This is a genomic window from Alkalimonas mucilaginosa (assembly GCF_036327005.1).
GTDB classification, from domain to species: domain Bacteria; phylum Pseudomonadota; class Gammaproteobacteria; order Enterobacterales; family Alteromonadaceae; genus Alkalimonas; species Alkalimonas mucilaginosa.
This window is the reverse complement of the sequence record NZ_JAUGZK010000001.1, coordinates 164234-185532: the sequence shown is the minus strand read 5'-3', so window position 1 is coordinate 185532 and position 21299 is coordinate 164234. Positions and strand designations below refer to the sequence as shown.

Genomic DNA, 21299 nt, shown 5'->3' with positions numbered 1-21299 from the left:
GAAAAGCTGCACTTTTTGCAGCAGAGAGCCCTTCGTTGATGCTTAGTTTGGAAGACCTTAATGCACGAACAGTACAATCCGCACCAGATAGAAACTGCCTTGCAGCAGCAGTGGGACAACGACCAGGTTTTTAAAGTGGTTGAAGATGACAGTAAAGAAAAATTCTACTGTCTCTCCATGTTTCCTTATCCAAGCGGACGTCTGCATATGGGCCATGTCCGCAACTACACCATTGGCGATGTGATCAGCCGCTTTCAGCGTATGCAGGGCAAAAATGTGATGCAGCCGATGGGCTGGGATGCCTTTGGTTTGCCGGCAGAAAATGCCGCCATTAACCACAAAACGGCTCCTGCCAAATGGACCTACGAAAACATCGACTACATGCGCACCCAGTTAAAGCGCCTTGGCTTTGGTTACGATTGGTCGCGCGAACTGGCCACCTGCAAGCCCGAGTATTACCGCTGGGAGCAGTGGTTCTTTACCAAGCTGTACGAAAAAGGCCTGGTGTACAAAAAAATGTCGACGGTGAACTGGGATCCGATCGATCAGTGCGTTCTGGCCAACGAACAAGTGATTGATGGCCGCGGCTGGCGCTCTGGTGCCCTGGTCGAACAACGCGAGCTGGCGCAGTGGTTCATTAAAATCACCGATTACGCTGAAGAGTTGCTGGCCGACCTGGATCAACTGGACGAATGGCCAGAGCAGGTTCGCACCATGCAGAAAAACTGGATTGGCCGCTCGGAAGGGGTGGAAATCACCTTTGATGTGGCTGACTCTGATCAGCAGGTCTCGGTGTTCACTACCCGGCCAGATACGCTGTATGGTGTCACCTATATGGCAGTGGCTGCCCAGCACCCGCTGGCGCTGCAAGCCGCGGCAAACAATCCGGCGCTGGCTGCCTTTATCGAAGAATGCAAAGGCGGCAAGGTAGCCGAAGCCGAGCTTGCCACTATGGAGAAAAAAGGCATGGCAACCGGCATCTACGCGGTGCATCCGCTGACCGGAGCTAAACTGCCTATTTGGGTCGCTAACTTTGTATTGATGGATTATGGCTCTGGTGCCGTGATGTCGGTACCAGCCCATGACCAGCGCGACTACGAATTTGCCGGCAAGTACCAGTTGCCTATTCAGCAGGTGATAGCCCCGCTCGATGACAGCACAACACTGGATTTAACCAAAGCCGCTTTTACTGACAAAGGCAAACTGGTGAACTCGGCCGAGTTCAACGGTCTGGATTTTACGGCTGCCTTTAACGCCATTGCCGAAAAACTAGCAGCACTTGGCCGCGGTCAAGTGCGGGTCAACTACCGGCTGCGCGACTGGGGTGTGTCCCGTCAGCGTTACTGGGGTACCCCTATTCCAATGCTCACCCTGGAAGATGGCTCTCAGGTGCCGGTGCCGGCTGAGCAATTGCCGGTACGACTGCCGGAAGATGTAGTGATGGACGGCGTACAATCGCCAATCAAAGCGGATCCTGAATGGGCCAAAACCAGCTATCAGGGCCAGCCTGCTTTTCATGAAACCGATACCTTCGATACCTTTATGGAGTCGTCCTGGTACTATGCCCGCTACACCTGCCCGAACAACGACAGCAGCATGCTGGATCCGGCCAAGGCCAATTACTGGCTGCCGGTCGATCAGTACATAGGGGGCATTGAACACGCCATTTTGCATTTGCTGTATTCCCGCTTCTTCCATAAGCTGTTGCGTGACGTTGGTCTGGTGCAATCGGATGAACCCTTTAAACGCTTGCTGTGCCAGGGCATGGTGCTGGCCGAAACTTTCTACCGTGAACACGACAATGGCAGCAAGAGCTGGTTCTCACCGCAGGATGTCAGCGTCGAACGTGATGACAAAGGCCGCATCCTAAGTGCCACCTTAAATAGCGATGGTCAGCCGGTGTTGTCGGCGGGCATGAGCAAGATGTCAAAATCAAAAAATAATGGCATCGATCCGCAGCAAGTCATCGAGCAGTTTGGCGCGGATACCGTGCGGCTCTTTATGATGTTTACCGCGCCACCAGAGCAAACACTGGAGTGGTCGGACTCAGCTGTAGAGGGCGCTCACCGCTTCCTGAAACGGATTTATGCGCTGGTACATAACTACAGCCAGTATCAGGCAACCACAGCTTTGGATCTGGCTGCACTTACCAATGAACAAAAAGTGCTACGGCGTGAACTGCACAAAACCATTGCCAAAGTAACTGATGACCTGGCACGGCGTTATACCTTCAATACCGCCATTGCCGCCATTATGGAGCTAAGCAACAAACTGCAAAAAGCGCCGTTGGAGACTGAACAGGATAAAGCCGTAATGCAGGAGGCCGTGCTGGCCTTGCTGCAAATGCTGAATCCGATTACACCGCACCTTTGTCAATTCCTGTGGCGTGAGCTGGGTCAGCAAACCGCTTTGGAAGATGGCAACTGGCCACAAGTTGACAACAGCGCTCTGGTGGAAGACGAAAAGCTGATTGTAGTGCAGGTCAACGGCAAAGTGCGTGCCAAACTGACCGTCGCCGCCGATGCCAACCAGGAGCAGGTGCTGGAGCAAGCCAAAGCCGATGACAATGTGCAGCGCTACCTGGAAGGTGTCAGCATTCGCAAGGCTATTTATGTGCCGGGCAAACTGCTGAACCTGGTGGTGGGTTAAGTGAACACTACCAAAGCGCTACGACTACTGTTGTTCGTAGTACTGGCCTGGCAACTGACCGGCTGCGGCTTTCAGCTGCGTGGCCAGTTGCCATTGCAATTGTTTGATGGCGTCTATTTGCAGGCAGAGCGCCACTCAGAGCTGGCGACCATTTTGCGCCAGCGCCTGCAAAGCCATCAGATTGTGTTGCTGAACCAACCCGAGCAAGACAGCCCCAGTGTCTACTTGCTGCACGACTCGCTGGAGCGCCGCACCCTGTCGCTTTTCCCCAATGGACAAGTGGCGGAGTACGAGCTGATTTATCAGGTGCGCTACAGCATTCAGACACCGGGCGCAGAAGCTCAGGTATTTGAGTTTGAATTGTTCCGTGATTACCAGGACGATCCAAACCGGGCGCTGGCCAAAGCACGGGAGCTGGAACTGATGCTGGCCGAGCTGCGTGAGCAGGCCGCGCAGCGCATCCTACGTCAGTTAGGGCGTATTGGTACATGAATAAGCTGTATGCCAACCAGCTGTCGCAGTATCTGCAACAGCAACTGGCTGGCTGTTATCTGTTGTTTGGTGAAGAACCGCTGCAAAAACAAGAGGGCCTGGATCTAATTCGGGCCAAAGCACGCCAGCAAGGCTTTGATGAACGTCAGCAATTTCGTCTGGAAGCTCAGTTTGACTGGGAGCCGTTGTACAGCGCCATCCAGAGCTTGTCGTTATTTAGCCAACGGAAGATCATAGAGCTGGATTTTCAGAACCAGAAATTAACCGCAGCCATTGGCAAAGAGTTGAAACAGCTGCTGGGCCTACTGCACCCAGACGTCCTGTTGCTGCTGCACGGTGAACGCAGCCCGGCAGAAATCAACAAATTAAGCTGGGTTAAAGCCTTGCCCAAAGACAGTGTATTTGTCAGTATTTATCCACTGGATGACCAGCAGTTTCAGAAGTGGTTGCAACAGCAATTGCGCCAAAACGGACTGCAACTTACCCCAGATGCCTGTCAGCTGTTTTTGCACCATTGCAGCGGTAACCTGCTGGCAGCAAAACAAAACCTGGACAAGCTGCTGTTGACCTTTGGCCGCGGCAGCCTGGATGAACATGCACTGGCCGAGTTTTTATCGGACCAATCCAGCTTCTCGGTGTTTCAACTGTGCGATGCCTTGCTGGCAGGTCAGAGGCAGCAGGCATTTCACCGGCTAGAGCGACTGCTTGGCCAAGATGAAGAACCAACGTTGCTGTGCTGGCAATTGCATCGTGAAGTACAGCACTTAGTGCAGCTGCAACAAGCCTCATCTACAGAGCGGACTGGGCTATTCAAACAATTGGGTATTTGGCCGAAACGTCAACCACTGTACCAGCAAGCCATGCAACGCTTGCCATTGAACTGGTTGCACTACCTGTTGCAAGAGCTGGCCAGCTTTGATCGTCAATACAAAGGTGGTCAATTAACTCAATTGCCACTGGCCTTAACCCACTTGTGTAGTCTGTTTTTAGCACCCGTCCCCAAAACTTTTTCGTTGCAGCGCCATGAACACTACTAATCCCCTGCTTGGCATCTTTGGTGGCACCTTCGATCCCATTCATTACGGCCATCTGCGCACAGCACTGCATGTACAGCAAACCTGCCAATTGGAGCAGGTGCGACTGATGCCGTGCCATCTGCCAGCACACCGCGCTAGCCCGGGTGTGAGTGCTGTGCAACGCGCAGAGATGGTTCAATTAGCCATTGCACCCTACCCTCAACTGGCATTGGAGCCACTGGAGCTCAGGCAACACCGTCCCTCCTACAGTGCTATCAGCCTGGCACAGCTGAAGCAACAATACCCAAAGCATCAACTGGCATTTATACTGGGAATGGATGCCTTTAATCAGTTTACCCGCTGGCATCGCTGGCAACAGATCTTGCAACTGGCCGATTTGATTGTCTGCCAACGCCCCGACTATGAACAACTTTCTGCTGAAAGTCAGGCCTTGCTGGTAAAACGGCAACTGCAGCAGCCCCAGGATCTGCAACAACGCGGTCAGGGAAGGATTTTGGTACTGGAAAATCCATTGCTGGCTGTTTCGGCCAGTCAGTTGCGTGCAGAGCTGCCCAAGCTGGCAAGCTGCCCGGAGTGGTTACCATCAGCTGTATGGAACTATATCCGCCAGCATGAACTCTATACTAGCAGGGTAACCTCACAGCCATAAAGCTCACAGCTTGAGGCTATTTGGCTATAGTTACAGAGCCTGGAAGAAAGAGTCGGCTAAAGAGAGTACAAGTCGCGTTAAAAAGTGATAAAATTTAGTTTTTACCCCGTGATAAAGGAAAACAGGTGCAAAGTAGCGAATTACTTAGTTTTGTGCAGCAAAAAGTTGAAGATATGAAAGGCCGCGATATTGTCACACTGGATGTTCGCGGAAAATCCAGTATTACTGATTTCATGGTCATTTGTTCCGGTACCTCCAACCGCCATACCAAATCCATCGCCGATCATGTGGCTCTTGAAAGCAAGCAAGCTGGCATAGACATTATGGGTATTGAAGGCGACAAAGCCGGTGAATGGGTTCTGCTGGATTTAGGCGATGTGGTGGTGCATGTCATGCTGGACGATACCCGCAGCTTTTATCAGTTGGAAAAGCTCTGGAGCGCTTAAAAACCATGCAGATTAACGCTTTGCCACAGCAGGACTAGCACCAGCATGAAGCTGATACTGATTGCTGTGGGTAGCAAAATGCCAGCCTGGGTACAAAGTGGGTATCAGGAATATGCCCGGCGTTTTCCGCGTGATCTGCCATTGGAGCTGATTGAAATCCCTGCACAAAAACGCGGCAAAAATGCCGATATCAAACGTATTTTGCAGCAAGAAGGGGAAAAAATGCTGGCTGCTGTACCTAAAGGAGCTCGCATTGTCACACTGGAAGTAACCGGTAAGAACTGGGATAGCCCTACCCTGGCCAGCCAGCTTACCCAGTGGCAGCTGGATGGCCGCGATGTTTGTCTGCTGATCGGAGGCCCTGAAGGCTTGGCCCCCGAATGCATGGCAGCCAGTGAGGCCAAGTGGTCGCTATCGGCTCTGACCCTACCGCATCCCCTGGTGCGGGTAGTACTGGCTGAAAGCTTGTACCGGGCCTGGAGTATTTGTACCAATCACCCCTACCATCGCGAGTGACTATGCGCCGACAGCGAGAAGCCATCCAGGATCATGCCGCCGAAGCCTTGTTGTTCAAACGTCGCGCTTTGGTGGCTTTTTCCATCGTGGTGTTATCCTTCATGGTGGTGTTATTCAATCAGTATCATTTACAGATACGTTCGTACCATGAGTATCAAACCCGCTCAGAGGGGAACCGCATCAAGGTGGTGCCGGTAGCTCCCAATCGAGGGCTAATTTACGACAGAAACGGCATTTTGCTGGCGGAAAATACCCCGGTACATTCACTGGAGATCATCCCGGAGCAAGTGGCTGATATAGAGCAAACACTGGCGGAACTAGCTAAGCTCATTGATATCAGCCCGGAGCTGCAAGAAAGCTTTCTGCAGGATGTGCGTCGTCAACGCCGCTTCAATAGCATCGCTTTAAAAGAGCAACTCAGTGAGCAGGAAGTAGCCATCCTCGCCGTTAATCAACACCGCTTTCCAGGGGTTACTTTAGAGGCCCGTCTAAGCCGCACCTACCCTTTTGGTGATCTGTTCACCCACTCGATAGGTTACATTGGCCGTATCAATAGCAATGACCTGCAACGGCTTCGCGAGCAGGAGCTGGCGGCGAACTATGCTGCCAGCCGTCATATTGGCAAAATTGGCCTGGAGCGCTATTACGAGCGATTGCTGCACGGCAGTGTTGGTTATCAGGAAGTCGAAGTCAACAATCGTGGTCGGGTCATTCGTACCCTGCGCTCGGATCCAGCCATTTCAGGTCAGGATCTGATATTGAGTCTGGATGTTGGCTTGCAGTTGACCGCACAGCAGGCACTGGAAGGTCTGCGAGGTGCCGTGGTCGCACTGGATCCACGTACCGGAGCAGTGTTGGCTTTTTACAGCAACCCGGGTTACGATCCCAATTTGTTTGTACATGGTATCAGTAGTACCAACTACAACGCTCTGCTCAACTCTTTTGATCGGCCATTGATTAACCGGGTGACGCAAGGTATTTATCCCCCCGCATCGACCATTAAACCCCATCTGGCTTTAATTGGTTTGGATCAGGGCATCATCACGCCAAGCAGCCGCATCTGGGATCCTGGCTATTATCAGCTCCCAAACTATTCACGTCGCTTTCGTAATTGGCGCCGACATGGCCAAGGTTGGGTCAATGTGTACGGCGCCATTATCCAAAGTAATGACACCTACTTTTACGATATGGCTGTCCGGTTAGGTATTGATGCCATTTCGGATTCGATGAAGCAATTTGGTTTTGGCCAGCGCACTGGTATTGATATCCACGAAGAGTCTGCCGCCATTATGCCATCTCGTGGTTGGAAACGAGCTCGCTATAATCAGCCTTGGTTTCCCGGTGATACCGTCTCACTGGGAATTGGCCAGAGCTATTGGACTGCTACCCCACTGCAGTTAGCCACCAGTACCGCCATCCTGGTCAACCGTGGTGACAGTGTAGTGCCAACTTTATTGCAGGGCACGCGCTTTCAAGGCGAGTTTGAAGCTGTCTCCTATCAACGTGAGCAGGCGGTTCGTATCCAGGACCCACAGCATTGGCAAGTAATTCTGGATGCCATGGAACAAACGGTAAACACCAGAGAGGGCACCGCGTTTCGCGCTTTTCAGAGGACTAATTACAGCTCCGGTGGGAAAACAGGAACAGCCCAGATAGTAGGCATTGCCCAAGATGCTAAATACGATGCGGATGCCTTGCAGGAGCAGCACCGGGATAATGCCATGTATATTGGTTATGCGCCGGCAGAAGATCCCACCATTGTGGTTGCCATAGTGGTAGAAAATACCGGTGGTGGTGGCAGCACCGCAGCCCCTGTCGCCCGCCAACTTTTTGACTACTATTTCAGCGCTGGGGTGAATCAGTGAATGATGTAATCAGCGAATCTCAGCGGCCACGCGGCCTGGCTATTTTTCATATCGATGCACCTTTACTGCTCGGCTTATTGGCGTTGATGGGTTTTGGTCTGGTGGTATTGTACAGTGCCAGTGGCCAAAGCCAGGCGATGATGCAGGCACAACTGATCCGGCTTGGTTTGGCTTTAGCGGTGATGGTGGTGTTTGCCCAAATCAGTCCGTTAACCTATAAACGCTGGGGCTTGCCGGTTTTTATCCTCGGTTTATTGATGCTGATCGCCGTCTTGCTGGTTGGAGAAGTAGGCAAAGGTGCTCAGCGCTGGCTAAACCTTGGTTTTATCCGTTTTCAGCCATCTGAACTCATGAAGCTGGCCGTACCGCTGGCCATTGCCTGGTTTATTTCCAATCATAACCTGCCGCCCAAAATTTGGCGTTTACTGGTAGGCTTTGTGATGTGTGTGGTTCCCACCTTACTAATTGCCAAACAACCCGATCTGGGAACTGCGCTGCTGATAGCCACTTCAGGTATTATGGTGCTGTTTTTAGCCGGCATGAGCTGGCGCCTGATCGCATTTATCGGGCTGTTAATTTCTTCGTTTTTACCCGTCATGTGGTTTTTTGTGATGCATGACTACCAAAAGCGCCGGGTACTGACCTTTTTAAATCCGGAAACCGACCCGCTCGGCTCGGGCTATCACATCATTCAATCCAAAATTGCCATTGGCTCTGGTGGCTTGCAAGGTAAAGGCTGGTTGCAAGGCACTCAGTCCCAACTTGAGTTTTTGCCAGAGCGTCATACCGATTTTATTTTTTCCGTGTTAAGCGAAGAATTCGGCCTGATGGGAGTGGTCCTGCTGGTGAGCCTGTATCTGTTTGTGATTGGCCGCTGCATGCTGTTGGCTATCCGGGCACAGGACAGTTTTTCCAAGCTAGTCGCAGGTAGCTTAACCATGACCTTTTTTGTCTATGTATTTGTTAACATTGGTATGGTATCCGGGCTCTTACCGGTGGTTGGTGTGCCACTGCCCCTGATCAGCTACGGCGGTACCTCCATGGTTACATTGCTGGCGGCTTTTGGTATTCTGATGTCAATCAGTACTCACAAGCGTATTTTAGCATCCTCATAAACAGGAGTTTTTGTGATGCATCTTCGTTGTCTGACTCTGTCGCTTTGTTTACTCACCCTGGCTGCTTGTAGCCATCGCCCGGCAAATAATGACCATGTGTCTCCCAATGCCGGCCGCTATCAGTTTGAACAAGACCATAAACCGGATCGCTTGCCTTCACTGCTGGAAATGACCGATCCTGAACCCAGCATTCAACCACTAAGTCGGGGTGGAAATCACGCCTACCGGATTTTTGGTGTTGATTACCAGCCGAAAACTGATTTGACCGAGTACAAAGCAACTGGCATCGCCTCCTGGTATGGCATGAAGTTTCATGGCCATAAAACCTCTAATGGGGAGGTGTATGATATGTTCAGCATGAGTGCGGCCCATAAAACACTGCCCTTGCCCTCCTATGTCCGGGTCACGAACCTGGTCAACCAGCAAAGCGCCATCGTCCGGGTGAACGATCGCGGCCCTTTTCATCAGGAGCGTATTATTGATTTATCCTACGCCGCTGCCCATAAATTAGGCATGCTACAACAAGGTACAGCGCCAGTTCAGGTTGAGCTGATAGCATCGCCGGCAATGGTGAACCAAAGTGCTGATTCCGAAGTGTTGGTAGCTGCTGCCCGGCCAGAGTTTACTGAAAACCTGGTTGCTATCGAACCCGTAACGGCAACCACAGCACCAGCACAAGTTGCCGGCTCTTGCTACATTCAGGTCTTTGCCAGTCAAAACGACCAAAGAGCCAGTGAGCTCGGCCAGCAAATAGAGCAGCAACTGGCTTTTACCACCAAAATAAGTCACCATAACGGAATTTTCCGTTTGCTGGTGGGTCCTATTGCTGATCGCTCTCAGGCCCAGGACTGGTTGCAACAACTGCAAGCAGAGCTGTATCCATCGGCTTATTTTACCGACAGTCGCCTTTGCGGCTGATTCAGACAAGTTCCACTGTTAATAAAAGAAAAGGTGCTATGAAAACTGTTACCCGTTGTATTGCATTGATCATTGTTGCGCTGGCCTGTTCCCAGGTTCAGGCTGTATCCGTAGTGCCTGCACCTCCAGAAATCAATGCAAAAGGACATATTCTGCTGGACTATGATACCGGTAAAGTTCTATCAGAACACAATGCAGACATGTTGTTATCGCCGGCCAGTCTGACCAAAATGATGACTGCCTACATCATCGGCTCTGAACTAAAAAGTGGCAACATCGCCGATACCGATATGGTTACTATCAGTGAGCGAGCCTGGGCGCGAAACTTTCCGGGCTCTTCCCTGATGTTTATTGAGGTTGGCACCCAGGTAGCCGTGGCCGATCTCAATCGTGGTATTATGGTGCAATCAGGTAATGATGCCTGTGTCGCCATGGCAGAGCATATCGCCGGTAGCGAGAGTGCTTTTGTTGATTTGATGAATGCTCATGCTCAGCGCTTGGGCATGCACAGCACCACCTTTGGTAACAGCCATGGTCTGCAGCATCCGGACCAGCGCACCACCCCCCGCGATATGGCCATTTTATCCAAAGCCTTGATTCGCGATGTACCGGATATGTATGCACTCTATTCCGAACGTGAGTTTAGTTACAACAATATCCGCCAATACAACCGCAACTCGCTGTTATGGGACCGCAACCTGGCCGTGGATGGCATTAAAACCGGCTTCACCTCAGAGGCTGGCTATAGCCTGATTACTTCGGCAACCCGTGATGATATGCGACTGATATCGGTTGTTATGGGCTCACCAAGTGAACAGATCCGTGCCCAGGAAAACCGAAAGTTACTGAATTATGGCTTTCGCTTCTTTGAAACCATCACACCTTTTCCTGCCAGCCAGGTCTTTGCAGAGCCCCGTGTCTGGCAAGGTGAAGCCGATAGCGTTCGCTTAGGTGTTGGTCAGCAAAGCCTTATCACTATTCCTCGTGGTCAGCAGCGTAATTTGCACACTGAAGTAAAACTGGAGCAGTCATTGGTGGCGCCGATTGAGCGTGGCCAGGTCGTTGGCCGCCTGCAGCTTAGCCTGGACGGCGAAGCTATTGCCGAATACCCGTTGGTCACTCTGGATGCGGTAGAGCGCGGTGGCTTTTTCAAGCGCATGATGGATTACCTGAAGATGCAGTTTAACTGATTCCATCCGCTCGACCAGCTGCCTCTGTTACAACCCGGCGAAATGCAGTAAAATAGCCGGGTTGTTTGATCTGGAGGCCTGGCATGGTTACCCCTGTAAAAAATACCAACTTTGATGCACTGCTTGATTTCCCTTGCACCGTTCAGTTTCGTGTGATGGGTGTGGCTCATGAACGCCTGGTGGACGACATCATTGGTGTGCTGCAACAACACGCCGAAGCCGCTGATTACAGCCCCAGCGTCAAACCAAGTACCAAAGGCAACTATCACTCCGTATCCATCGGCGTACGTGTCGTCGACAAAGACCACATAGAGTTACTTTATACCGAATTAAGTAAACTGGAACTGGTGCGCTACGTACTCTAATGACAACAACCACCAATGCCCTGATCATCCGTCAGCTCGGTATTCAGCCGTACCTGCCGATTTGGCAGGCCATGCAAGCCTTTACCGATGAACGCAATGAGCATAGCCTGGATGAGCTATGGTTTTTACAGCATCAGCCGGTCTTTACCCAGGGTCAGGCTGGCAAAGCTGAGCATATTCTGGCCACTGGAGATATCCCGGTGGTACAGGTTGATCGGGGCGGACAGGTCACTTACCATGGCCCCGGTCAGCAAATGGTGTATGTGCTGCTGGATTTAAAGCGACGGAAAATCGGGGTTCGCGAGCTGGTGACCTTACTGGAGCAAGTACTGATTGATACTTTAGCCAGCTTTCAGATCCAGGCATACGCCAAGCCAGATGCACCTGGAGTGTATGTAGACAACAAAAAAATTGCCTCGCTTGGGCTGCGCATTCGTAAAGGCTGCAGCTTTCATGGCCTGGCACTGAATGTTGATATGGATTTATCGCCATTTTCCCGCATTAATCCCTGTGGTTATGCCGGCATGGAGATGATTCAATGCCGTGATTTTGGCCCTATGACTATCAACACCATTGAGCAACAACTGATTCAGCAGTTCAGCCAAAAGCTTGGTTGTGATGAACTGCGTTACCATACAGGATTGGACAGGCAGCATGACTAAAACCGCACGTATGCAACCCGGTGTCAAACTTCGCGACGCCGACAAGATGGCGCTGATCCCGATCAAGGTGTTACCAACCGAGCGCGACCAGATGCTGCGCAAACCGGACTGGCTGAAAATCAAACTGCCAAAAAGCTCCGAGCGCATTGACGAAATCAAAGGCGCGATGCGTAAGCACGGTTTGCATTCGGTCTGTGAAGAAGCCGCCTGCCCTAACCTGCCGGAATGCTTTAACCATGGCACCGCTACCTTTATGATTTTAGGGGCCATTTGCACCCGGCGTTGCCCGTTTTGCGATGTGGCCCATGGCCGGCCGTTGCCGCCAAGTGCTGAAGAGCCAGAAAAACTGGCGCTCACCATCCGGGATATGAAGCTAAAATATGTGGTCATCACCTCGGTAGACCGGGATGACTTGCGCGACGGTGGCGCTCAGCACTTTGCCGATTGCATCCGCGAAATTCGTGTGCACAGCCCGGACATTAAAATTGAAGTGCTGGTGCCGGATTTCCGTGGCCGCATGGATACCGCGCTGGATATTCTGACGCAGACACCGCCGGATGTGTTTAACCACAACCTGGAAACAGCCCCTCGCCTGTACAAACTGGCGCGGCCGGGCGCTGATTACAAATGGTCTTTGCAGCTGCTTAAGCGTTTCAAAGAAGCCCACCCGCATATTTCCACCAAATCCGGCCTGATGGTTGGTCTTGGTGAAACCACTGAAGAGCTGATTGAAGTACTAAAAGACTTGCGGGCGCACGATGTCGATATGCTGACCGTTGGTCAGTACCTGCAACCCAGCAAACACCACTTGCCGGTAGAGCGCTATGTACCACCAGCCGAATTTGATGAAATTAAGCGCATTGCTTATGAGCTGGGCTTTAAACATGCTGCCTGCGGGCCTTTTGTGCGGTCCAGTTACCATGCTGATCGCCAGGCTGCTGGTGAAGAGATTGTCAGCAGCTTTAGCCCTGCTTAACTAGTCCCTGCTAGCCGCCTTGCGCTGTTGCTTCACCTGATACATGGCCTGATCTGCTTGCTGGATCAGGCTTTCCATATCTGCGCCTCCCGGCTGCCACAGTACCATGCCAATGCTGGGCCCAGCGTATTGCAACGATACCCCTTGTAAGACGAAGGTACCGCTGGTGGCTTGCTGCAGCTTTACGGACAGGCTATTACTAGCCCGATTGGCATCGTCCTCGGCTGCCAGGCAAGCCATCACAATAAACTCATCGCCGCCATAGCGCGCTACCAGATCGCCTTCACGCATCACGGCCTGCAGACGGCTAGCCAGCGCCACTAAAAAAGCATCCCCGATTTGATGGCCATGTTCATCATTGATCTGCTTAAACTTGTCCAAATCAATAAAAGCCAGCAACAACTGCCCACCATGGCGGCTTTTTTGCGCCATGGTGCGTTGCAAACTTTCCTGCAAATAACGCCGGTTGGCTAAACCAGTTAAGGGATCATGCAGTGCATGCACACTGAGTTCTTTGTTCATTTGCAGCAAACGGCTTTGGTCGTATAAGCGGGTAGCCAGCAGTGACAGGTAATTGGTGCAGCTAAGAATTAAGGATGGGTCCGGTAAGTCGTCGCTTTGGCTGAGCAATAAAATACCGCCTTCCAGTTCATCATGATTCTCGGCCGTAATACAGGCCACGGCACCGGTCGGTTTTAATCCCAGCATGGCTCGCATGGCACTGACCGCTTCATTTTCTTCCTGGCACAACCAGAGCACCTCGCCCTGCTCCATGGCTTTTTTGCTGTAACAGCGGATCAGGTAATACACGGCTTCATGTTGATCAGGCGTCAGTTTAAGCGTTACCAATAGTTCCGCCTTAGCTGCACGCTGCCGGAACGGCAGCACCAGGGGCCAGTCGGGCAAACGCTGCAATAAGACACTGGCTTTTTGCAGCACTTCGGTCAAGGAACTGGCCAATAAACACAGATCACCCAACTCGGCCAGTAATGACATGCCATGCAACCGATGCTCCGCATCCTGCGCCCGTTGAGATTGCAGCGACAATTGCCGTTCCCGTTCCAACTGCCAGGCAATCAGTTGAGCAAACAGCTGTAAAATCTTACTGTGTTTGGCCTCGACTTCGGTGGGTACCGCACTGGCTCCACAAAGGGTACCAAACAACTCACCATCACTTAAATACACGGGGACACTGACATAGGTTTGCAGCCCAAGCTCCCGGGCTGCATCCGAATCGCCCCATATCGCAGGCACATCCTGAGTGACAAAACGCTCTTGTAAAATAGCCCGACGACATAGGGTATCTTCCCAGGGGACTTTAAGACCTTCAGGCAAGGTCAATTCAGCAGTATTCATTGCATAGAGAATTTGCTGGAAGCCAGCCGTTTGATCAACTTTGGTAAGATAGGTGGAGTCCAAACCGGTCATTTCCTGCAACAAAGCCAGTAAAGGCCTGGTCAGGCTTTCCAGGTCCGATGCGGTCGTTACCGACTGCGCCAACTGCTCCAGATAGACATTCATAGCCACCACTATCGATTGCCAAATATGCCGGATACCCAAAGTGTACTGCAGCGATTCGATGTTTGCCAATTCAGGCAGTAAAAGAGATGATAATGTGTACTGAACCAGCTATGCTTAACCAAATTCTTTCACGGGGTACTTTGATGGATAACCGCCGCTTTCATCGCATTTCATTTCATGGGCCGGCCAGTGTTAAAACGGCTACTAGCACTTATGCGACTGAGCTGTTGGATCTATCGCTCAAGGGTGCTTTGGTTGCAAGACCAGCAGATTTTCCCAGCGAAACAGACTTGCTGGAGTTACATTTCCCACTGCAAGACAGCGCTCTCTGCATTGTGATGCAGGCTCGGGTAGCGCATCAAACCGAGCAACTACTAGGCCTGCACTGTGAAAAAATCGATCTGGACAGCATCAGTCACTTAAAGCGGCTGGTGCAGTTAAATCTGGGCGATGATCAGTTACTGGAGCGGGAGTTATCGGAGTTAAGCCACGCTGACTAAGCAGCCGGCTGGCATCCGGATAGCCCAACAGTTCTGCTAATTGCATTAAACGCCACCAGTCTGCTTTCCAACCATGCACGCGTGCTTTATAGGCCAGATAATATTGTACCGGCATCAGCAACTCCGGTTGCTTTAATTGTTGCTGCACCAACTGCAGATAATAATCCGGTAAATCCAGCTGATAAAACTCCATGCTGTTGCTTTCAGCGATTAGCCGGTAGGCCTGATAAGGGCTATGCAAACAAGTGGCTACCGGAGTGAGCACCAAAGGCTCAGGCAACCGGCCCCAGTGTTGTTGGTAGGCAGGTAGTTGCTCCTTTCCTATCAGAATATTCGGATAGATCTGCTCAGGCTGGCAGACTTCAGCTGCCGCTGCCGGCGGTAAAGCGTATTCGTCCATAAAGCGGAAAATGTGTAAAAACTCATGCCGCAGCAACGACAGTTCAGCACGTTCCGGCAACTGAATAATGCCATTGTTGTAGCTGGCCTTGCCACGCCCTGCCAGAATGACCAGTTGCTGCGCCCGGTGATCGCGAATATAGGGGACCAACTGTTGATAATCGCAAGCTATGCGGCTGTCAGAGCTTTCGCTGCAGGCAAGCTCAGTACTGCTCACCAATTGCAGTGCGCTAAAGCAGACCGGTAGCTGCGCCAATTGCGTATCCTGTTGCCAGGCCTGCTGTAAGCTTAACCACTGCTCGGCAGCAGCGGCATTAACGGCAACAGGCTGAATGGTCAACTGACAGCCCAGCTCGGGCTGCCAGCCAGGTTGGTCGGTCAGGCCTTGCTGCTGCCAAAAAGGCCAATCCATGCTTTGTTGCGGCTGTAAGTGCCAAAGGCCAAGTTCCGCCAGCTCAAGCCCCTGCTCGCTTAATTGCTGCATTTGCAGTTGCTGCTCCAACCACTGAGCTGTTGCTAATTTTCCTGACTGGCGCTGCCTTAGCATCAAGGCAGGTGTTGCGGCAGCATTTTGCCCCAGTACCCAGGCATGTTCAAACCAGTGCAATGCTGCATCCAACTCTTGCCGGGCCAAGCGCCGTTGTGCCAGCCGGTAAGCTGCTTCGGCATCCTGATGAGCAGCATCCATCAGTGCTTGTTCCGGGCTGGGCTGTTGTGGCTGGCACCCCAGCAGCAAACCAAGAGCAAAAAAGCCAGCAAGCTGGCTTTTCGATAAACAACGGTTGAGTTTAGAAGAACTCATCTTCCACGCTCAGAGGTTCATCACGCAACCGGGCTAACTCCAGCCGGGCATAGCGATGCTCGAGGAACTCGAACACATTGGTGGCCAGCGACAGCTTAAAGTTATGTATGGCACGCTCGGTATCTCCTTGCATGCTGTGCCATTTGGCCAGATAAAAATAAGCCTCACACAAACGCTCTGCCAGTTGCTTCTGGCTGGTCAGTTCATTGGTGACGCTATACAACAAGTCGGCTTCACTCAGGCGTCCTAAAAAGAAATCCGCTAACTGAGTCCCCCAGTTGTTGTCATTCAGAGTCGCGCGCTGCATAGCCAGCTGCTCTGCCGCTGTAGCAGGATCCAATTCCGACTGAGCCAGAAACAACCAGACTGCCCGGTATGGATCGGTCACATCACGCTGCTGAAACTCTACAAAGTCGTACAAGGACAAATCAATACGGCCGGCGTAGTACAGGGCCAGCGCCCGGTTTAAATAAGCAAATTCGTAACCTGGGTCCAGTTCCAACACAGAGTCAAAAGCCTCATAGGCTTGATCAAAGTTACCGGCCAGGGTGTAGTGAATGCCCATGAAGTTATAAGCACCCGCCAGATCCGGCTGCAACCGTAATGCCCGCATAAAGTCAAAGCGCGCCAGTGATGTCAGGCCAACACTTTCGTACATCACTCCACGATCATAGTGCAATTGCGCCGATTGCTGTTCCGTCAATTCCGCGCGATGCAGAATTTCCGTCAAACGGGCAATGGCCACTTCAGTTCGCTCTGGAACAGGCAAAGGTTCTGGCGTTAACCAGTAGGCAGGAGCATGGCTGTGCTGAGTTGCACAGCCAGTCAGTCCCAGCAGCAAAGCTGCTGCCAGGACACACAGCTGGATAGACTTAGGCATCAGCAGATTCAGCAGGTGCATCCTGCTTGCTTTGTGCTTCTTTGATGCTCAGGCGAACCCGTCCTTGCTTATCCACTTCCAGCACTTTGACCTTGACCTTCTGGCCCAAGGTCAAATGATCCGATACAGTATTCACCCGCTCTTCCGCGATTTGTGAAATGTGGACCAGGCCGTCTTTGCCAGGCAGCACATTAACAAAGGCACCGAAGTCTACGATACGGACTACTTCACCGTCGTAGATCCGCCCCACTTCCAGCTCAGCAGTGATCAGCATGATCTTATCGATCGCAACCTGTGCCTGCTTGCTGTTGGTGGCAGCTACTTTGACCGTGCCGTCGTCTTCGATTTCGATGGTACAGCCAGACTCTTCGGTGATCTGACGGATCACAGCACCACCTTTACCAATCACATCACGGATTTTTTCCGGGTTGATGCTTAAGGTGTAGATACGTGGCGCATGCTCAGACAGCTCTTCACGGTGCGAAGAAATCGCCTGATCCATCACTTGCAGAATGTGCAAACGAGCCGCTTTGGCTTGCTTTAACGCAATTTGCATGATGTCACGGGTAATGCCATCAATTTTAATGTCCATCTGCAGCGCAGTGATGCCTTCGGCAGTACCGGCTACTTTAAAGTCCATATCACCCAGGTGATCTTCGTCACCCAGAATATCGGACAGTACGACAAAGTTATCGCCTTCTTTTACCAGACCCATGGCAATACCGGCCACAGAGGCTTTAATCGGTACACCGGCATCCATCATCGCCAGTGAAGAACCACAAACAGACGCCATCGAGCTGGAGCCGTTCGATTCGGTGATTTCAGATACCAGACGAACCGTGTACGGGAACTCGTCAAAAGCTGGCATTACCGCTTGCACACCACGCTTGGCTAAACGGCCGTGACCGATTTCGCGACGCTTCGGTGAACCGACCATGCCAGTCTCGCCCACACAGTACGGAGGGAAGTTGTAATGCAGCATGAAGTAGTCTTTTTTCTCGCTCAGCAAGTCATCGACGTTCTGTGCATCACGGGCGGTACCTAAAGTACAGGTAACCAGCGCCTGAGTTTCACCACGGGTGAAGAGTGAAGAACCGTGGGTACGTGGCAGTACACCGGTCATCACGCTCAGGGCACGTACCATATCCGGCTCACGGCCATCGATGCGCGGCTCACCGGCAATGATGCGGCTACGCACGACCTGGCTTTCCAGGTTATGGAAAATCTCGCCAACTTCGTTTTCATCCAGCGTCTCGCCTTCGGCCAGTTGCTCTTTTAAGCTAGCGATCAGCTCTGCTTTGATTTCGCCAACGCGCTCATAGCGTTTGGCTTTTTCAGTAATGCGGTAAGCTTCGCCCACAGCGTCGGCAGACAGGCTGCGGATTTTTTCAATCAACGGCTCGTTCTTCGCCGGAGGTTGCCAATCCCAAACTGGCTTGCCAGCTTCGGCTTTCAGTTCGTTGATGGCAGTGATAGCGACCTGCATTTGCTCATGGCCGTAGACCACAGCGCCCAACATGATGTCTTCCGACAGCAGGTTGGCTTCGGATTCCACCATCAGCACGGCATTGTTGGTACCAGCGACTACAAGGTCCAGCTTGCTTTCTTTCAGCTCTACTTCTGATGGGTTCAGCACGTACTGGTCGTTGATGTAACCAACCCGGGCGGCACCGATAGGGCCAGCAAACGGAATACCAGACAGCGCCAGCGCCGCGGAGGTACCGATCAAAGCCACGATATCCGGCTGGATTTCAGGCTGCACAGAGACCACAGTCGCAATCACCTGAACTTCGTTGGTGAAGCCTTCAGGGAACAGCGGACGAATTGGGCGGTCGATCAGGCGCGATGTCAGGGTTTCACCCTCAGACGGCCGGCCTTCACGCTTGAAGAAACCGCCAGGCACACGGCCAGCAGCGTACATTTTTTCTTGATAATTTACGGTCAGTGGGAAAAAGTCCTGACCTGGTTTTGGTTGTTTTTTACCAACTACAGTGACCAGTACGGTGGTATCACCAATGCTGGCCAAAACAGCTGCGTCGGCCTGACGGGCGATAACGCCGGTTTCTAAAGTACAAGTGTGTTGGCCGAACGGGAAAGATTTAATGATGGGTGTCACGTGGGATTTTCCTTACAATTAACGCCTCATGGCGCATTCTATCTGTTTTCATTTCATTCCTGGCTAGTATACGCGTTCAGCGCGGGAAAAAGAAGCAGTGGGCCAAGGTTTCATCGGATTGACATAATCGGCAGTCAGTTCAAGCCACACCGTGCCTCTTGCTGGCACAGTGAGTGTTGCAAGTTGCTTGAATAGGGGAGAGTTATAGCAGGCGCTATAATTGGTTGTTACCCCTTAAGTGCAAGGTCTTCCCGAATAACTTCGGGATGGCGGAAAGCAATCTCGATCAATGCTTTTGCAGGACCAGAGGGTTGGCGACGGCCTTGCTCCCATTCTTGCAAGGTACGCGGGGAAATATGCAGTACCTCAGCAAATTCAACCTGGGTAAGGCCAGTCTTGCCCCGCGCCTTTGCAACCTCGTTGGGCTCAACACGGGTAGTTCGGGCCACTTTGCCAGCTTTCATTTCTTTAACGGATTGGAGCAACTTGTTCCCTAGTTCCTCTGCACTCAATATCTCGCTACTCATTTTCCAGTACCTCACGAACTGCCTTCAGGATATGTGCGGGTATATTTTCCTTCACGGCTTTTTTGTAGATCACTAATAACCAGATTTCACCATTAGCCATCTTGGTGAAGTAAATGACTCGCACCCCACCGCGCTTCCCTGCCCCCGCAACCGACCAACGAACCTTTCTACAACCACCACTGCCAGGAATGGGAGCGCCGACCTCAGGATTAGCCGCCAACCAAGCGAAAAACGAATTTCGTTCCTCTTCTGTCCAGATTTTTCTGGCATCCACTTCGAATGTAGGGGTTTCGATGATGGTAAACATACCAACATTATACGTCATTGACGTATATCCGCAAGGTTCAAACTTTTAAATACGCGTTGTTTGTAATTTTGAAGTAGTGATCATAATTTCTTTGTCTACTTTTGTTATTTGAGGATCTAAAAGCAGTAACTCCATATTTCTATTGATGATTCTCAAATTAAACTGATTAGGCTCATCGGTAACGAGAGCACTCTTTATTAGAGACATTTCGAAAGGCTCTTTTTCAGGAATGAGCACAATCACATCACCAGAATAAGTTACGATGTTTTGGTCCTGTGATACAACCACTGATTCTGCTTGAACTATCACCCCCGTGGACGCAGTTGACACCGTAGCAACCAGAGCACTTCCAAACAGTGCAAATACAAAACTCAGAATAAAGATAGGCTTCTTTGTAGGAGTAGGTCGTTTTTTACCACCTCCTTTGTTCTCTCTTAAAGCGATGTCTTTGACATCGATTCCAAAAGCCGAGCACAGCGCTTTTTGCGTCTCATAGGAAGCATTGCCTTCATTTTCTGCTCGTTGAATGGTCCTTAAGCTTACGTCACAAACATCAGCTAAATGCTGCTGGCTCCACGCTTTGTCTTTTCTTTTTTTTTATAACAATTTCAGAGTTAATTTTCATTTCCATTTTTGAGCACCTTTTGTCATGTCAGCTTTGACTTTAAGGCACAACCTCCTCATTCTGATACGACATTTGTATGCCAATCTAACGTCAAATGCATGCCAGGCTGGAAGCGCTCAAAGCAGCTGCGCAGTCCGCTTCGGCTGGCTTTGCATGTTATGTAGTCCTTTTAGAAACTCTGGAGCCAGATCTGCGCCGTTCGGCCAAACAACGGTCTCAAGCTCTGGATCAACCGATACCTTTCGGAAAACAGCAATATCCTTCAGCGGTTCAAATACAGGTCCGTTTAGTTCACCATCCAGATTGATTTCTCCAGCAGTACCATCATCAAACGCGACCCAAATGGTGTAATCAGCCACGTATTTTGCAGATTTAATATGCAACATAATGCACTCCAGCGGTGTGTGAATGCTGATTTTCAGGCATAAAAAAAGGGCTGAAATTCAGCCCTTATTCTTTGCGTTGAATTAACGACGCAGGCCAAGACGCTTGATCAAATCAGCGTAACGGTTTTGATCTTTGCCTTTCAGGTAATCCAGCAATTTACGACGCTGGCTAACCATACGCAGCAGACCGCGGCGTGAGTGGAAATCGTGCTTGTGATCAGCAAAGTGACCTTGCAGGTGGTTGATGTTTGCAGTCAGCAAAGCAACCTGTACTTCTGGTGAACCTGTGTCACCTTCTTTTTGTGCGTAATCCGCAACGATTTTTGCTTTTTCAGCAGCAGTTAAAGCCATGGTGT

At 51.3% G+C, this 21299-nt stretch carries 23 protein-coding genes; 14 read left to right on the top strand and 9 right to left on the bottom strand.

The genetic code is table 11. From position 1 onward, the window contains the following. The first annotated feature begins 60 nt into the window (after positions 1–60). The 13 genes from leuS (at position 61) to lipA (ending at position 12880) form a co-directional block, all read left to right on the top strand. Positions 61–2649, top strand: a complete 2589-nt coding sequence (leuS, locus tag QWF21_RS00830; protein ID WP_330086134.1) for a leucine--tRNA ligase — start codon at positions 61–63, stop codon at positions 2647–2649. Next, positions 2650–3141 (top strand): LPS-assembly lipoprotein LptE, encoded by a 492-nt coding sequence (locus QWF21_RS00825; protein WP_330086133.1) that lies wholly within the window; start codon positions 2650–2652, stop codon positions 3139–3141. Next, a complete protein-coding gene (holA, locus tag QWF21_RS00820; RefSeq protein WP_330086132.1) occupies positions 3138–4178 on the top strand; it encodes a DNA polymerase III subunit delta in 1041 nt (346 codons plus the stop codon). Before QWF21_RS00825 ends, holA begins: the two co-directional genes overlap by 4 nt. Beyond that, positions 4165–4827 carry a nicotinate-nucleotide adenylyltransferase gene (gene nadD, locus QWF21_RS00815; protein WP_330086131.1) on the top strand — a complete coding sequence of 221 codons (663 nt, stop codon included), beginning with the start codon at positions 4165–4167 and terminating at the stop codon, positions 4825–4827. The genes holA and nadD overlap by 14 nt, the downstream gene beginning before the upstream one ends. Positions 4828–4952: 125 nt before the next feature. Beyond that, positions 4953–5273 carry a ribosome silencing factor gene (gene rsfS / locus QWF21_RS00810; RefSeq protein WP_330086130.1) on the top strand — a complete coding sequence of 107 codons (321 nt, stop codon included), beginning with the start codon at positions 4953–4955 and terminating at the stop codon, positions 5271–5273. Positions 5274–5318: 45 nt separating this feature from the next. Next, positions 5319–5789, top strand: coding sequence for a 23S rRNA (pseudouridine(1915)-N(3))-methyltransferase RlmH (gene rlmH / locus QWF21_RS00805; protein ID WP_330086129.1), 471 nt, complete (start codon positions 5319–5321; stop codon positions 5787–5789). A gap of 2 nt (positions 5790–5791) precedes the next feature. Then, positions 5792–7654, top strand: a complete 1863-nt coding sequence (mrdA, locus tag QWF21_RS00800) for a penicillin-binding protein 2 (protein WP_330086128.1) — start codon at positions 5792–5794, stop codon at positions 7652–7654. Further along, positions 7651–8769 carry a rod shape-determining protein RodA gene (rodA, locus tag QWF21_RS00795; RefSeq protein ID WP_330086127.1) on the top strand — a complete coding sequence of 373 codons (1119 nt, stop codon included), beginning with the start codon at positions 7651–7653 and terminating at the stop codon, positions 8767–8769. Before mrdA ends, rodA begins: the two co-directional genes overlap by 4 nt. Positions 8770–8784: 15 nt before the next feature. Then, the gene (locus QWF21_RS00790) at positions 8785–9687 is read left to right on the top strand and encodes a septal ring lytic transglycosylase RlpA family protein (RefSeq protein ID WP_330086398.1); all 903 of its coding nucleotides are present in this window, start codon (positions 8785–8787) and stop codon (positions 9685–9687) included. A gap of 38 nt (positions 9688–9725) precedes the next feature. Further along, positions 9726–10877 (top strand): serine hydrolase, encoded by a 1152-nt coding sequence (locus QWF21_RS00785; RefSeq protein WP_330086126.1) that lies wholly within the window; start codon positions 9726–9728, stop codon positions 10875–10877. Between the two features lie 83 nt (positions 10878–10960). Further along, a complete protein-coding gene (gene ybeD / locus QWF21_RS00780) occupies positions 10961–11242 on the top strand; it encodes a DUF493 family protein YbeD (RefSeq protein ID WP_330086125.1) in 282 nt (93 codons plus the stop codon). Further along, the gene (gene lipB, locus QWF21_RS00775; RefSeq protein WP_330086124.1) at positions 11242–11904 is read left to right on the top strand and encodes a lipoyl(octanoyl) transferase LipB; all 663 of its coding nucleotides are present in this window, start codon (positions 11242–11244) and stop codon (positions 11902–11904) included. The genes ybeD and lipB overlap by 1 nt, the downstream gene beginning before the upstream one ends. Beyond that, entirely contained in the window at positions 11897–12880 is a 984-nt protein-coding gene (gene lipA / locus QWF21_RS00770; protein WP_330086123.1) for a lipoyl synthase, read from the top strand. Before lipB ends, lipA begins: the two co-directional genes overlap by 8 nt. Here lipA and QWF21_RS00765 read toward each other — a convergent pair whose 3' ends face one another. Continuing rightward, on the bottom strand, positions 12881–14401 hold the full coding sequence (locus QWF21_RS00765; RefSeq protein ID WP_330086122.1) for a sensor domain-containing diguanylate cyclase: 1521 nt from the start codon (positions 14399–14401) through the stop codon (positions 12881–12883). A 110-nt stretch (positions 14402–14511) separates the two neighbouring features. On the opposite strand from QWF21_RS00765, the gene QWF21_RS00760 reads away from it, so the two are divergent. Next, entirely contained in the window at positions 14512–14901 is a 390-nt protein-coding gene (locus QWF21_RS00760) for a PilZ domain-containing protein (protein WP_330086121.1), read from the top strand. Here the strand turns inward: QWF21_RS00760 and QWF21_RS00755 are convergent. The 8 genes from QWF21_RS00755 to rpsO form a co-directional block, all read right to left on the bottom strand. After that, on the bottom strand, positions 14813–16102 hold the full coding sequence (locus QWF21_RS00755; RefSeq protein WP_330086120.1) for a hypothetical protein: 1290 nt from the start codon (positions 16100–16102) through the stop codon (positions 14813–14815). The genes QWF21_RS00760 and QWF21_RS00755 overlap by 89 nt on opposite strands. Beyond that, positions 16089–16982, bottom strand: coding sequence for a lipoprotein NlpI (gene nlpI, locus QWF21_RS00750; protein WP_330086119.1), 894 nt, complete (start codon positions 16980–16982; stop codon positions 16089–16091). The genes QWF21_RS00755 and nlpI overlap by 14 nt, the downstream gene beginning before the upstream one ends. Beyond that, positions 16975–19098 carry a polyribonucleotide nucleotidyltransferase gene (gene pnp, locus QWF21_RS00745; RefSeq protein ID WP_330086118.1) on the bottom strand — a complete coding sequence of 708 codons (2124 nt, stop codon included), beginning with the start codon at positions 19096–19098 and terminating at the stop codon, positions 16975–16977. Before pnp ends, nlpI begins: the two co-directional genes overlap by 8 nt. Before the next feature lie 227 nt (positions 19099–19325). Further along, positions 19326–19625 (bottom strand): helix-turn-helix domain-containing protein, encoded by a 300-nt coding sequence (locus tag QWF21_RS00740; RefSeq protein ID WP_330086117.1) that lies wholly within the window; start codon positions 19623–19625, stop codon positions 19326–19328. After that, positions 19618–19932 (bottom strand): transcriptional regulator, encoded by a 315-nt coding sequence (locus tag QWF21_RS00735; protein ID WP_330086397.1) that lies wholly within the window; start codon positions 19930–19932, stop codon positions 19618–19620. Before QWF21_RS00735 ends, QWF21_RS00740 begins: the two co-directional genes overlap by 8 nt. A 45-nt stretch (positions 19933–19977) precedes the next feature. After that, positions 19978–20262 (bottom strand): hypothetical protein, encoded by a 285-nt coding sequence (locus QWF21_RS00730; protein WP_330086116.1) that lies wholly within the window; start codon positions 20260–20262, stop codon positions 19978–19980. 411 nt (positions 20263–20673) lie between these two features. Beyond that, on the bottom strand, positions 20674–20943 hold the full coding sequence (locus QWF21_RS00720; RefSeq protein ID WP_330086115.1) for a DUF2442 domain-containing protein: 270 nt from the start codon (positions 20941–20943) through the stop codon (positions 20674–20676). A gap of 81 nt (positions 20944–21024) precedes the next feature. After that, positions 21025–21294, bottom strand: coding sequence for a 30S ribosomal protein S15 (gene rpsO, locus QWF21_RS00715; RefSeq protein ID WP_330086114.1), 270 nt, complete (start codon positions 21292–21294; stop codon positions 21025–21027). Between the last annotated feature and the right edge of the window lie 5 nt (positions 21295–21299).

Bases quoted from the DNA above. Each gene is read 5' to 3' on its own strand.
- leuS (WP_330086134.1), top strand. From the start codon at position 61: ATGCACGAACAGTACAATCCGCACCAGATAGAAACTGCCTTGCAGCAG.
- holA (WP_330086132.1), top strand. From the start codon at position 3,138: ATGAATAAGCTGTATGCCAACCAGCTGTCGCAGTATCTGCAACAGCAA.
- nadD (WP_330086131.1), top strand. From the start codon at position 4,165: ATGAACACTACTAATCCCCTGCTTGGCATCTTTGGTGGCACCTTCGAT.
- rlmH (WP_330086129.1), top strand. From the start codon at position 5,319: ATGAAGCTGATACTGATTGCTGTGGGTAGCAAAATGCCAGCCTGGGTA.
- mrdA (WP_330086128.1), top strand. From the start codon at position 5,792: ATGCGCCGACAGCGAGAAGCCATCCAGGATCATGCCGCCGAAGCCTTG.
- QWF21_RS00790 (WP_330086398.1), top strand. From the start codon at position 8,785: ATGCATCTTCGTTGTCTGACTCTGTCGCTTTGTTTACTCACCCTGGCT.
- QWF21_RS00785 (WP_330086126.1), top strand. From the start codon at position 9,726: ATGAAAACTGTTACCCGTTGTATTGCATTGATCATTGTTGCGCTGGCC.
- ybeD (WP_330086125.1), top strand. From the start codon at position 10,961: ATGGTTACCCCTGTAAAAAATACCAACTTTGATGCACTGCTTGATTTC.
- lipB (WP_330086124.1), top strand. From the start codon at position 11,242: ATGACAACAACCACCAATGCCCTGATCATCCGTCAGCTCGGTATTCAG.
- lipA (WP_330086123.1), top strand. From the start codon at position 11,897: ATGACTAAAACCGCACGTATGCAACCCGGTGTCAAACTTCGCGACGCC.
- QWF21_RS00765 (WP_330086122.1), bottom strand. From the start codon at position 14,401: ATGAATGTCTATCTGGAGCAGTTGGCGCAGTCGGTAACGACCGCATCG.
- QWF21_RS00760 (WP_330086121.1), top strand. From the start codon at position 14,512: ATGCTTAACCAAATTCTTTCACGGGGTACTTTGATGGATAACCGCCGC.
- QWF21_RS00755 (WP_330086120.1), bottom strand. From the start codon at position 16,102: ATGAGTTCTTCTAAACTCAACCGTTGTTTATCGAAAAGCCAGCTTGCT.
- nlpI (WP_330086119.1), bottom strand. From the start codon at position 16,982: ATGCCTAAGTCTATCCAGCTGTGTGTCCTGGCAGCAGCTTTGCTGCTG.
- QWF21_RS00740 (WP_330086117.1), bottom strand. From the start codon at position 19,625: ATGAGTAGCGAGATATTGAGTGCAGAGGAACTAGGGAACAAGTTGCTC.
- QWF21_RS00735 (WP_330086397.1), bottom strand. From the start codon at position 19,932: ATGTTTACCATCATCGAAACCCCTACATTCGAAGTGGATGCCAGAAAA.
- QWF21_RS00720 (WP_330086115.1), bottom strand. From the start codon at position 20,943: ATGTTGCATATTAAATCTGCAAAATACGTGGCTGATTACACCATTTGG.
- rpsO (WP_330086114.1), bottom strand. From the start codon at position 21,294: ATGGCTTTAACTGCTGCTGAAAAAGCAAAAATCGTTGCGGATTACGCA.